The 12,727-nt window shown below is 62.4% G+C and carries 12 protein-coding genes; 8 read left to right on the forward strand and 4 right to left on the reverse strand.

Annotated features, from left to right (window positions below):
* The first annotated feature begins 39 nt into the window (after positions 1 to 39).
* Positions 40 to 1,440 (forward strand): sigma-54-dependent transcriptional regulator, encoded by a 1,401-nt coding sequence (locus PY254_RS16710; protein ID WP_281013183.1) that lies wholly within the window; start codon positions 40 to 42, stop codon positions 1,438 to 1,440.
* A gap of 24 nt (positions 1,441 to 1,464) precedes the next feature.
* Here the strand turns inward: PY254_RS16710 and PY254_RS16715 are convergent, their stop codons facing one another.
* From PY254_RS16715 to PY254_RS16730, 4 genes are all read right to left on the reverse strand, one after another.
* Positions 1,465 to 3,006, reverse strand: a complete 1,542-nt coding sequence (locus tag PY254_RS16715; RefSeq protein WP_281013184.1) for a response regulator — start codon at positions 3,004 to 3,006, stop codon at positions 1,465 to 1,467.
* A 108-nt stretch (positions 3,007 to 3,114) separates the two neighbouring features.
* Positions 3,115 to 3,561, reverse strand: coding sequence for a response regulator (locus PY254_RS16720; protein WP_281013185.1), 447 nt, complete (start codon positions 3,559 to 3,561; stop codon positions 3,115 to 3,117).
* On the reverse strand, positions 3,558 to 5,351 hold the full coding sequence (locus PY254_RS16725) for a sensor histidine kinase (RefSeq protein ID WP_281013186.1): 1,794 nt from the start codon (positions 5,349 to 5,351) through the stop codon (positions 3,558 to 3,560). Before PY254_RS16725 ends, PY254_RS16720 begins: the two co-directional genes overlap by 4 nt.
* A complete protein-coding gene (locus PY254_RS16730) occupies positions 5,348 to 5,485 on the reverse strand; it encodes a hypothetical protein (protein WP_281013187.1) in 138 nt (45 codons plus the stop codon). The genes PY254_RS16725 and PY254_RS16730 overlap by 4 nt, the downstream gene beginning before the upstream one ends.
* Positions 5,486 to 6,135: 650 nt before the next feature.
* Between PY254_RS16730 and PY254_RS16735 the strand changes: the two genes are divergently transcribed.
* From PY254_RS16735 to PY254_RS16765, 7 genes are all read left to right on the forward strand, one after another.
* On the forward strand, positions 6,136 to 7,191 hold the full coding sequence (locus PY254_RS16735; protein ID WP_281013188.1) for a LacI family DNA-binding transcriptional regulator: 1,056 nt from the start codon (positions 6,136 to 6,138) through the stop codon (positions 7,189 to 7,191).
* A gap of 25 nt (positions 7,192 to 7,216) precedes the next feature.
* Positions 7,217 to 8,548 carry a sugar MFS transporter gene (locus tag PY254_RS16740; protein WP_281013189.1) on the forward strand — a complete coding sequence of 444 codons (1,332 nt, stop codon included), beginning with the start codon at positions 7,217 to 7,219 and terminating at the stop codon, positions 8,546 to 8,548.
* A gap of 21 nt (positions 8,549 to 8,569) precedes the next feature.
* Entirely contained in the window at positions 8,570 to 8,971 is a 402-nt protein-coding gene (locus PY254_RS16745; protein ID WP_281013190.1) for a PfkB family carbohydrate kinase, read from the forward strand.
* A 73-nt stretch (positions 8,972 to 9,044) separates the two neighbouring features.
* Positions 9,045 to 9,443: a hypothetical protein gene (locus PY254_RS16750; RefSeq protein ID WP_281013191.1), complete on the forward strand. Its 399-nt coding sequence runs from the start codon at positions 9,045 to 9,047 to the stop codon at positions 9,441 to 9,443.
* Positions 9,444 to 9,491: 48 nt separating this feature from the next.
* Complete coding sequence (locus tag PY254_RS16755) at positions 9,492 to 9,719, forward strand: AGE family epimerase/isomerase (protein ID WP_281015258.1); 228 nt, start codon at positions 9,492 to 9,494, stop codon at positions 9,717 to 9,719.
* An 82-nt stretch (positions 9,720 to 9,801) separates the two neighbouring features.
* Positions 9,802 to 11,772 (forward strand): M1 family metallopeptidase, encoded by a 1,971-nt coding sequence (locus tag PY254_RS16760; protein ID WP_281013192.1) that lies wholly within the window; start codon positions 9,802 to 9,804, stop codon positions 11,770 to 11,772.
* A 398-nt stretch (positions 11,773 to 12,170) separates the two neighbouring features.
* Entirely contained in the window at positions 12,171 to 12,644 is a 474-nt protein-coding gene (locus PY254_RS16765) for a PA2171 family ribosome-binding persister protein (protein WP_281013193.1), read from the forward strand.
* Positions 12,645 to 12,727: the final 83 nt, after the last annotated feature.

Consider the following 12,727-nt stretch of genomic DNA (forward strand, 5'->3'; position numbering starts at 1 on the left):
TAACCTTCCATTGATTGCCTTGGGAAACACGGACCCCTCATGACAGCTCAGACCGTCCTGGTCATTGACGACGAACGCGACATCCGTGAACTGCTGACCATCACGTTGGGGCGAATGGATTTGCAGGTCGACGCCGTAGGTACGGTCGGCGATGCTCGCCGCGCCCTGGCCGAGCGCACGTACGACCTGTGCTTCACCGACATGCGGCTACCTGACGGCAACGGCCAGGAGGTGATCGAGCTGATCGCCGCTGAGCATCCGGACACGCCGGTGGCGATGATTACTGCCTACGGCAACGTCGATGCGGCAGTGAATGCGCTGAAAGCCGGCGCCTTCGACTTCGTCTCCAAGCCGGTCGACATACAGATGCTGCGCGGGCTGGTTCGCACTGCCTTGCGCCTGGCCGAGGAAAAGCGCAATGGTGGCGGTGCCGCGACCCACGGTGATACCGGTAATCGTCTGATTGGTGATTCGGCGGCGATGCAACAGGTACGCGCCACCATCGGCAAGCTGGCCCGCAACCAGGCACCGGTTTATATCGCCGGCGAATCCGGCGTGGGCAAGGAACTGGTGGCCCGCTTGATCCACGAGCAAGGCCCGCGAGCGAGCGGCCCGTTCGTGCCGGTCAACTGTGGCGCGATTCCCTCCGAGCTGATGGAAAGCGAATTCTTCGGCCATCGCAAAGGCAGCTTCACCGGCGCCGGTGCGGACAAGGAAGGCCTGTTCCAGGCGGCGCAGGGTGGCACGCTGTTTCTCGACGAGGTGGCCGAACTGCCGCTGCACATGCAGGTGAAACTGCTGCGCGCGATCCAGGAAAAGGCCGTGCGTCCGATCGGTGGCCGCGACGAAGTTCCGGTGGACGTGCGCATCCTGTCCGCCACGCACAAGAATCTCGGCCAGCTGGTCGAGCAAGGCCAGTTCCGCCAGGACTTGTTCTACCGCATCAACGTGATCGAACTGCGCGTGCCACCGTTGCGCGAACGTCGCGGTGACGTGCCGCAATTGTCTACCTTCATCCTCAAGGCACTGGCCGGCAAGAGCGGCGAAGGCATCGGGCAGCTGGCGCCAGCCGCACGCGATGCGCTGGAAGCCTACGATTTCCCCGGCAACGTGCGCGAGCTGGAAAACGTGCTCGAGCGCGCCATGGCCATGTGCGACGGCAACACGATCGATGCCGCCGACCTGATGCTGCCGCAGCGCGGCGCACGCCTCGGCAGTACCGATGCACCGGCGGCCAGTGCAGCCGCCGCCAACGCTGCCCCGCCGCCCACCGCCGCCGCTTCCGATGGTGGTCTTGATGACTACATCAGCAACCTGGAGCGCACCGCGATCGTCAAGGCGCTGGAAGAATCCCGCTACAACAAGACCGCGGCCGCCCGCAAACTCGGCATCACTTTCCGCGCGTTGCGCTACAAGTTAAAGAAGCTCGGCATCGACTGAGCACGCCGCGGCTAATTGGCGAGGTCAGTCGCCGTTGGCCGCCGTGTGCTTCAGTGCCATGCGCGCGGCACGCAGCAATTGCTGGGTGGTAACCGGCTTTTCAATCACGTGCAGGTTGTCCAGTGGTGGCAACTCATGCAGGTCTGGCACCGCACCGGCACGCGCCAGCAGTAGCACGCCGCCGCGGTAGCCATGCTCGATCAGCGCCGCCAGTGTGCGCACGCCAGTGAGCAGGTTCATGTCCGCATCCAGCACCACCATGTCCGGCAATCCGGCGGCCTCGATCCATTGCAGGGCAGCGGTACCGCTCTGACTGGCGTGTGCCTGGTAGCCGTAGGCATCCAGTGTGTCGGACAACAGCGACAGCTGACCGGCTTCCTCGACCACTACCAGCACATGTTCCGCTGAACCTTCGAGATCTTCCTCCGCGCCCAGCTGAGCATCGTCCGCAACCAGCTCGTCCAGCGGGATATACAGGTCAAATCGCGTGCCGCGACCCGGTGCACTGTCGACTCGCATGACCCCGCCATGGCTGCCGACGATGCGTTTGCATGACAGCAGGCCCAGACCGGTACCGGCTTCCTTGGTGGTGAAGAACGGCTCAAACATGCGCTCCAGCACGGCCTGATCCATGCCCGGACCCTCGTCGATCACGCTGATGCACAGATAGCGTCCCAGCCGTGGCTTTTCTTCGGGCAAAAAGAAGTCTTCCTCCAGTTCGGTCTGCGTGGTCTCGATGTGCAATTTGCCACCATCGGGCATCGCCTGGATCGCATTCAGGCACAAGTTGAGCAGGCATTGCTGCAACTCGGTGTGGTTGCCTTCGAACGACAACTCCGGGTCGTCGATGACCAGCTGCATCTGCACATTGCGCGGCACGCTGCCTTGCATAAGCAGGTCGAACGCGCTGAACAACTTGCCCAGTTTGACCTGCTCTGCGCGACGAGCGCCGCGGGCAAACGACAGCATCGAATGCACCATCTCCAGACCGCGCCGACCGCAATCACGGACCAGTTTGCCCAGCCGCTCCAGCCGCGGATCGTCCTTGTAATCCTGCAAGCTGTCGCCGGCCAACAATAACGGCTGCAACAGGTTGCGCAAGTCATGACTGAGCCCGCCAGCAAGCATCGCCAGGCTCTCGAAGCGCTGCGCACGGATCAGCTCGGCCTCGGCGCGGCGACTGGCCCGATGCGCCGCGGCTTCGTCCAGCGCACGCCGCACCGCGCTGGCCAGTCGCGCCGGATTCTGCTTCAGGATGTAGTCGGTGGCGCCGTTGCGCAGGGCCTCGATGGCCGCATCCTCGCCCAGCGTGGCGGAAACAAAAATGAACGGAAGATCGTCGTCGCGCTCGCGCAGCAGCTCCAGCGCCCGCTGCCCGGAAAAGCCCGGCATGCTGAGGTCAGACAGCACGATATCCGGCGAAAAATCTTCCAGCGCCGACAGATAACGCGCCTCGTCATCGACCAGTTGCACCTGGTAATCGATGTTGTCCGCATCCAGTTCAGACAACACCAGCTCGGCGTCGAGCTGGCTGTCTTCGACCTGCAATATGCGGATGGTCGGCATGGTTCGATGCTGCCGGTTTGGCATGGCGTCCTCGTTACTTCCCTGACGTTGACACAGACATGGGCACGGCGGCGGCGCGGCAGGCGCAGCCGTCATGCACTGGTTGAATCACTCGTGTTCCGGCGCCTGATTGAGCACCGCCCAGAACTGCCCCAGCGTGCGTACCGCATCGAAGAACTGGTCGACATCGACCGGCTTGATGACGTACGCATTAGCACCCAGATCCCAGCTTCGCGCAAGATCACTTTCCTCGCGGGACGAGGAAAGGATCACCACCGGAATGCGCCGCATGCGTTCGTCGTCGCGCATTTGGGTCAGCACGTCCAGTCCATTCATCCGCGGCATCTTGATGTCCAGCAGCACCACCGCCGGATTGCCGGGCTCGCGATGGGCCCAGGCGCCTCGCATGTAGAGATAGTCCAGGCATTCGACACCGTCTTCCACATGCACCACCGGATTGGCCAGGTGAGCTTCGCCAAGTGCATCCAGTGCCATCTCGGCATCGGCCATGCTGTCTTCCACCAGCAGGATGGTTCGCAGCTCTTTCTTGTTCATGTCTTGCTCTCGATGATGGCCCCGGCGGCGTCAGTGGCCGGCAGCGAAAAATGAAAATGGGCGCCCTTTTCGGGCTCGGCCTCGGCCCAGACACGGCCGCCGTGACGGGTTACGATGCGACGCACATTGGCCAGCCCGATGCCATTGCCCGGGAATTCGGACGCACGGTGCAAGCGCTGGAATACACCAAACAATTTGTCCGCATACTGCATGTCGAAGCCGGCGCCGTTGTCGCTCACGGTGAACTCGTAATCGCCATGGCGCCCCTGCTTCGCACTCACATCGATGCGCGCGACTTCGCACTGGCCGGTGTACTTCACCGCATTGCCCAGCAGGTTCTGCCACACCGTGCGCAGCATGTTCTCGTCGCCGATCACCATGGGTAGCGCCGCGACGGTCCACACGATGCGCCGCTCTTCCAGGCCCGCCTCGGCCAGTGGGCGAGCCTCGTCCACCAACGACTGCATGTCCACAGCCTGCAGCCGCAAGGCACCACGACCAAGTCGCGAGAACACCAACAGGTCGTCGATCAGCAAGGCCATCCGCTGTGCCGAACCGCCGATCACCTCGAGATAGTGCGCGGCCTTCTCGTCAACGCGCTCGCCCAGATGCTGCTCGAGTTTCCGCGCGAACCCGGAGATGTGGCGCAGCGGCGCACGCAGGTCGTGCGATACCGAATAGCTGAATGCCTCCAGCTCGCGATTGACGTCGGAAATCTGGCTGACCTTGCCTTCAAGTTGGCGATTGAGCTCGTTCACCTGCTTCTCGGCCAGCGCACGCGTGGTGACGTCACTGACCGTCAGCAGCAAGGTGGGCACCTCGCTGTCCTGCTGCTGCAAACGCCGCGCATTGACTACCACGTTACGTTCCAAACCGTCCGCGGTGCGCTGGGTCATGTCGTAATCCCACAGCTCGCGGTCACGCAACAGCACGTCATTCAGACGCTGCAGCAGCACGCTGTCACTCCACGCACCGTCGCCGATTTCCGCCAGCGACACGGCCGACTGGGTCGGGTCCAGCCCATACAATTCACCGAAGGCATTGTTGACCAGCAAGGTACGCAGGTTCACGTCGAACAAGGCAATCGGCTCACGCACGGCCTGCAAAATCATCCGCGAACGCTGCACCGCGCGGCCCTCGCGGGTCTCCGCCCGTTGCCGTTCGCCGATCTGTCGTTCCGACATCAACACGATGACTGCGAGCAGGATCAGCTGGGCGAGTGCGGTTAGGGCAAGCACGATGCGCCCGTTCGACGCCTTTTCGCGAGCAGCCGCTGCGCGCGCCTTCAGCAAGACATCCTCGTTCGTCACGATCGTGGCAATTTCGACACTGATCGGAAACAGCTCGGCGGCGTCGTTCAGTGAGCGCGTGGCTCCCGCAAAGTCTCCCTTGGCCAGACGGTCCTGTGCCTGTTTCATCAGGGTAATGCGACCGCTCAATGCGTTTTCCAGCGCGCCAATGTGCATCTGCTGGTCCGGATTGTCGCGAGTCATTCCGCGCAGTTGCTGAACCAGTGCCGGCCCCTGCTGTTCGGCACGGTGAGCCCGCTGCCGGGTCGCGTCGGTGGCGTCTCCGGCCAGCATCCGATAACTGGCGCTTTCGCTGTCACGCGCCAGGTAAGCCAAATGATAAGTGACGGCTTTGATCTCGCTGGAATGGGCAACCCACGCGGTTGCGCGCTGCGTTTCCTGGATGCTGGTGCGGGTCACCACATAAGGCAGCGCCACGATGAACAGCACCGCCAGCAAAAGACCGGCAGTACGCCAGCGCGGGGCTCCATTGATTTTCATTCAACCAGCAACCTCAAACGCTCAAACGGGGAGGGATCACTTCCCATTCTGCCACGTTTTTTGACGCCTTCAATGACACGCAAGTCATTTAAAGTCTTCACATTTTCACGAGGTTCGCTGGTGTAGCTGTCCACGTGGATCGGGCGTGGCCCGCAGGGCGGACTGAAGTCCACCACCAGCCACGAGCTGACGGTGACGCAGCCACGGCGGCCCCGGTACCCGTCCGGTCGCGGCTACCGCACGGCGATGGTACGTCGCGTCATTCAGAGGCGCATCGGCGATAGTGATGCTGCATCCGCCAGCCAGCTGAAGGATCGCGGGCTGCACAAACGGTCGGTCAATGGCATACACGTCCCTGACCGGCGTGACCGTATAGAAACCCATTCGCGTCGATCACTTCCGGCAGGCCCTGCGGCACTTACCAGGGATACTGCCAGGCGTTGTCTTCGGTGAGGTTGCTGCCGTGGCCGGGTTCGTCGGGCTAGGAGGTTCATGAAAGCCGCCATGGGCCAGTCGTAAACGCCGTTGATGTTGGCGGCGGTCACCGGCACCGCTGGTTGACATACAGACTCAGCTCGGGGTGAAGGTAGAAACCGCGAGATCGCATCGGGGTGCGTCGTCAGGCAGGGGCTCGTCATCGCAGCGAAGCCACCAAAAAATTAGATCGTGCTAAATTTACCCGAAAGCATCGAAATGAGGCTCTCTTTGGTGCGATACACGGTCGATCAGCTTGCGCGGGGCCGCTCTCAATCAGTTATATTTAGATCGTTCCAAATCGGGCTGAATGATGGACACCGCCTCACCGATCCGCCGCAAGATCACCCTCATCGACATCGCCGCCGGCTGCGGTGTATCGCGCGCCACGGTGTCGCTGGTGTTGCGCAACAGCCCGCTGGTGAACAAGAACACCCGAGCGCGCGTCGAGGAGGAATTGCGCAAGCAAGGCTATGTCTACAATCGTGCGGCGGCCAATCTCCGCCGGCAGACCTCGTCGAGTATCGCACTGGTACTGAACGACCTGGCCAATCCGTTCTTCGCCGAGTTCGCGGCCGGCGTCGACGAAACCATCGGCGAAGGCGGCTTTGTCACCCTGCTGGGCTGTACCAACGAATCGCCGCAGCGCGAGCAGGCGGTGCTCGAATCTCTGATCGAGCACGGACCTGCCGGGATCATCCTGTCACCGGCAGAAGGCAGCAACGCGGCGCAGGTGCTTGGCGCGATTGGCAGACAGACGCCGCTGCTGCTGTTCAATCGCGAAGGGCGCGGTGACCTGCCCGAATATGCGCACTGGGATGTGCTGGCGCTGGACAACCGCCACGGCGCACAACTGGCCACCGAGCACCTGATCGCTCAAGGCCACTGGCGGATCGCCTTTTTCGGCGGCCATCACGACTCCAGTTCCTGTCAGCAACGCCACCAGGGTTACGTGGATGCCATGCGCGCGGCAGATTTCCCGGTCGCGGCCCACTGGCGTGTCGAATGCGCGCCGACGCGCGCAGATGCGGCGGCCGCTACCGCCAGCCTGTTTGCCGCCGAGCCTGCGCCCACCGCTGTGGTCTGCTACAACGACGCGGTGGCGATGGGATTGATGCTCGGACTGAACCGGCTCGGACTGCGGCCAGGCCATGACATCGCACTGACCGGCTTTGACGACCTTGCAGAAGCCGCCGTGTGTACGCCAACGCTGACCACGCTCGCTACTTCACCGCGAGCACGTGGCCGCCAGGCGGCTGAAATGCTGTTGCAACGACTACGTGACCCGGCGACCGAAACACGCCGTACCATCGCAACGGTGCAACTGGTGATTCGAGCCAGCAGTTGCCCGCCGCCCGCCATCTGACTGCGCTGCTCTGAGGAAAACACCCATGGCTTTCGCTACCCCGACCAACGCCGCTGCGAGCCATTCCGGCGGAGCACCACAGCGCTACACCTACTACCCGACAGCGCTGGCCGTACTCACCACGATTTTCTTCATGTGGGGCTTCCTGACCTGCCTCAACGACATCCTGATTCCGCATCTGAAGGCAAGCTTCCAGCTCAGTTATGCGCAGGTGATGCTGGTTCAGTTCACGTTTTTCGGCACCTATTTCCTGATGGGCATGCCGGCCGGCTGGCTGGTGGCCAAGCTGGGTTACAAGAAAGGCATTGTCGCCGGACTGGCCATTGCAGGCCTGGGTGCGCTTGGCTTCTGGCCAGCGGCCGCCCTGCATCTGTACCCGCCGTTCCTCGGCGCGCTGTTCGTATTGGCCAGCGGAATTACCATCTTGCAGGTTGCCGCCAATCCGTACGTGGCCTTGCTTGGCCCGGAGTCGACCAGTTCCAGCCGACTCACCCTCGCCCAGGCGCTGAATTCGGCGGGAACCACGCTGGCGCCCTATTTCGGCGGCGTATTCATCCTCGCCAATGTGGTGAAGAGTCCGGCCGAGGTAGCGGCGCTGCCGGCGACCGAGCATCTCGCCTACCAGGCACAGCAGGCGCAGGCGGTGCAGGGGCCGTATATCTGGCTGGCGATTGCGCTGTTCGTGCTGGCGATCGTGGTCTGGCTGTTCCGCCTGCCGACGCTCACCGAAACGACCAGCGACGGCGATCACGACAAGCATGGCTTCATCGAAGTGCTGCGCCATCCGCACTTGCTCTTTGGCGTGCTCGGCATTTTCTTTTACGTCGGCGCCGAAGTATCGATCGGCAGCTTCATGGTCAACTACCTGTCGATGCCCGACATCGGCCATCTCACCGAACAGCAGGCCGCCAATTACGTATCGTTCTACTGGGGCGGCGCGATGTTCGGTCGATTCATTGGTTCGGCGCTGATGGCCCGTATTTCGCCACGAAAGCTGCTCAGCACTTTTGCCGGAATCAACATGCTGCTGGTACTGACCACCATGCTCAGCACGGGCAACGTGGCCATGGTCAGCATCATCGCCATCGGCCTGTTCAACTCGATCATGTTCCCCACCATCTTCGCGCTGGCCATCGAGCGGCTAGGGTCGATGACCAGCAAGGCATCCAGCCTGCTGATCATGGCTATCGTCGGCGGCGCGATCATTCCCCAGATTCAGGGGCTGGTGGCCGATCAGATCGGTTTGCAGCACGCGTTCTTCCTGCCCCTGCTGTGCTACCTCTATATCGCGTTCTATGGCCTGCGTGGCTCGCGCATCTGCAGCCTGCCGGCAACAGATACCGCAACCGGCGTCTGAGATGGCCGTCCATCCGATTCTGTGTTTCGGCGAGGCGCTGATCGACCTGCACGCAGAAGGTGTCGATGCCCACGGCTTTGCCACCCGCTTCGTGCCGTTCGCCGGGGGCGCACCGGCGAACGTGGCGGCGCGCCACTGCGCTGGTCTCACCCCGATGCCGAGGGTGAACTGCCATGCTATGCAGTCAACGTGGTTGATTCCACCGCCGCCGGCGATGCTTTTGTCGGCGGCCTGCTGTGTTGCCTCGCGGAACTGGAAGCCGCTGCCGACCGTATCGAGCACCTGATCGCAGAACTGCCGCGCCTGCACGCGATGCTGCGTTTTGCCGCCGCCTGCGGTGCACTCACGGTGACCCGCCGCGGCTCATTCGCCGCGATGCCAACCAGCGATGAGGTGCCGGCCTTCATGGCACAGCAGGCATGAGTGACCCTCCGGACATTCGCAGCGCCGAGTTTCTGCGCAGGCAGATCGCGCAGAGGATGGCATTCCATCATCCGTGCGCTATCAATCCGCAAGTTCGCTCTTCCACAATTTCAAGGATGACGGCGCGATCTTTGATCGTTGCCATCGGCATCAGGACAGCAGCGACCGCTTCGTCTTGAACCATACGATGGTGGCGATCGAGTTAGCCGACGACGCGACGCTGCGCGACGAATACCTCGCCACTGCCTGCGCTAGTTGCACGAACTCCACCGAGATCCGCGCCGCGGCGGTTCGGCCTGAACTAGGCGTGGCGACCCGAAGCAGCTGTCCCGCCCCTGCGCTACCCGCCGGGCAACCAGAACAACCCGGCCAAACTACTGGTGCTGAGGGAACCGCTGCCGCGCGTGCGCGGTCTGCGACACGACTGTCCACCGCCCGGCACCTGATCGACCCAACGCTGGCACGCGCGTAGGGCAGCGAGTATGGCGGCATCGGCTACGGCTTCGCGCCGGACGGAAGCATCGGCGACGTCGGCAAATACTTCTGCATGCAGGCCACGACAGCAGCCGCCGCTGCCCTGCTTCACGCCCGCACGTGCTCGCCCACCCATGACGATTGGTACGTGAAGCTGGGGGCGTATGCGTGGCAGCATCCGGTGGATCACCGACATGGCGGCTGGTATCGCATACTCACCCGCGACAACCGCAAGGTCGACGACGAAAAGAGTCCGGCCGGCAAGACCGATTAGCATGCCATGGGCGCGCATCACGAAGTACTCGCCCTACTCCGCGACGGTGCTCAACCGTAAGTTCTTTACCCCAAGGCCTCGCATGAACAAGTTCACGCTTTCTTTCGCCGCTACGCTGGTCGCGCTGGCCACCGCTCCCGGCTTCGCTGCCGAGACCGCTGCAGTCGCATTCAATCCGGCGCAGATATTCGCCCCGTACAGCTATCCGCAACCTGCCAACGCTTATCGCTCGGCCAGCGGCAAACCCGGGCCGATGTACTGGCAGAATCGCGCTGACTACACGATCACCGCCACGCTCGATCCGACCACGCGCCTGCTCAGCGGCAGCGAGGTGATCAGCTACACCAACCACAGCCCCGACGCACTCGACGTACTGTGGCTGCAGCTGGATCAAAACCGCTACCGCAAGGACGCACGCGGCGCGTTCACCGGCAAGTTCCCCACGGAATTTACCGACGGCTACACGATCGCCTCGATCGAGCTGGAGGACGCCAATGGACACAAGACGCCGGTGAAGTGGACCGTCTCTGACACCCGCATGCAGGTGCAATTACCCACGCCGCTGAAATCAAGGGACGGCCAGTTGCGTCTGCATGTCAGCTGGAGCTTCACCGTCCCCGGCGAGTTCGGCGGGCGCATGGACGTCAACCCCAGCAAGAACGGCGAAATGTTCGAGATCGCCCAGTGGTATCCCCGCATGGCCGTGTATGACGACATGCGCGGATGGGACACCGCGCCGTATCTCAACAGCGAGTTCTACCTCGAATACGGTGACTTCACCTATGCGATCACCGTGCCGTGGGACATGATCGTGGCCGGCTCCGGCGAACTGCTGAACCCGCAAGACGTGCTGACCAAGACCGAGCAACAGCGACTGGAACAGGCACGTCACAGCGACAAGACGGTGATGATCCGCAGCGCCGCAGAAGTCAACCAGCCGTCCAGCCGTCCAAGACAAAGCGGCACGCTGACCTGGCGCTTCGCAATGCACAACACCCGTGACGTCGCCTTCGGTGCCTCAAAAGCGTTCGTGTGGGACGCCGCCCGCATCAACCTGCCCGAGGGCAAGACCGCGCTGGCGATGTCGGTTTACCCAGCCGAAAGCGGCGGCGATGGCGCCTGGGGTCGTGCCACCGAATTCCTGAAAGCCTCCACCGAATACTTCTCGAAACAGTGGTATCCCTACCCCTGGCCGGTGGCGATCAACGAAGCGGGCACGGCCGGCGGCATGGAGTACCCGGGGATCACCTTCGACCACAAGCTGGCCAAGGGCAAGAACCTGCACATGGTGATCGCGCACGAAATCGGCCATATCTGGTTTCCGATGATCGTGGGCAGCAATGAACGCCGTGATGCATGGATGGACGAAGGCTTCAACACTTTCATCGACGTCTACGAGGACGACGCGTTCAACCACGGCGAGTACGCGCCCAAGCGAGACGGCGAATACGCGCCCGGCGGTGGCAACCCGGCCGACGAGATCGCCAAGGTCATGCAGGATCAGGATGCCCCGCCGCTGCTGATCGGCGCCGATATGGTGCAAGAGAAGTACCGCCATCCGATCACCTACTTCAAGGGTGCGTTCGGCATGGTGCTGCTGCGTGAGCAGATCATTGGCCCGGAACGTTTTGATCCGGCCTTCCGCCGCTACATCGCCACCTGGGCGTACAAACACCCGAGTCCGTCGGACTTCTTCCGTTTCATGGAAAGCGAAACCGGCGAAGACCTGGGCTGGTTCTGGCGCGGCTGGTACGAGCACAACTGGCAGCTCGACCTGGCCGTGCCAAGTGCCACCTACACCGACGGTGATTACCGCAAGGGCGTCGACGTCACCGTAGCCAACCTCGACCAACTGGTACTGCCAGCCACGCTGGAGCTGATCTACGACGACGGCAGCAAACAGGACGTGCGCGTGCCGGTCGAAACCTGGCAGCAGCACCGCAGCTACGTCGTGCACGTCGACGGCACCCGCAAGCTGAAGTCCGCCACGCTGGACCCTGCTCACGCGCTGCCCGACCGCGACCGCAGCAACAACAGCCTTGTCATGCATTGATCACCTGCTGGGCGGGAGCACCAGCACAAGGGCGGTAGTCTTCTGACTACCGCCTTTTTTGCTTGATGGCCACAACCCGGCACACTGACTCCGCGCGTCGCTACGTGGCGCTGCCTTGCCGTATTCAATTCACCTTGCATCGCTCCGCATGTTTACCCACCTCATATGATCAGGCTTAACGCAGCTTGGCGCGCCAAGTCGCGATATGCGTTGCCTGCGCCCGCCATTAGTGAGCGGCTGGCTCTCAACCTGAGCAACACGCAACGATGCCCGGGATTTGTGTTCCCCGCGGACGACAAATCGCACGACCCGATTGCCTCACGCCAATCAACCATTTTTTGCACCTGTGATTCACGGCCGCGCTCGCAAGATCAGGTTCCCCTGAACCGGAGTTCCCCATGGACGCGATAACCCTGCTCAAAAATGACCACGACGTGGTGGAAAAGCTGCTCACCGAACTGGCGGCCACCACCCCCCGCGCGGTCAAGAAGCGCGCCGAATTGCTGGACAAGATACGCGTGGAGCTGAAGGCTCACACCACCATTGAAGAGGAGATCTTCTATCCGGCGTTCAAGGCAAAGGGTGACGCGTCCGATGACGAAAAATTGTATTTCGAGGCGCTGGAGGAACATCGCGCTGCCGGTGACTTGGTGTTGCCCGACCTGCTCAAGACCGCGGTAGACAGTGAACAATTCTCCGGTCGCGCCAAGGTGCTTATGGAACTGGTGAAACACCACGCCGATGACGAGGAAAAAGAAATGTTCCCCCGCTGCAAAAAATTGCTCGGCAAGGACGAACTCGCCTCATTGGGCGAGCAGATGGCCAAGCGCAAGGCCGAGCTGGTGAAAGAGCTCAAAACCGCCAAGGCGTGAGCAAATCCGATCGCTGTTGCAAGATGTGCATCGCGCGACCGGAAGTCTAAGCCTGACCTGCGGCCGCCGCCCACCGCGCCTTC

Source organism: Rhodanobacter sp. AS-Z3, from assembly GCF_029224025.1.
Lineage (GTDB): Bacteria > Pseudomonadota > Gammaproteobacteria > Xanthomonadales > Rhodanobacteraceae > Rhodanobacter.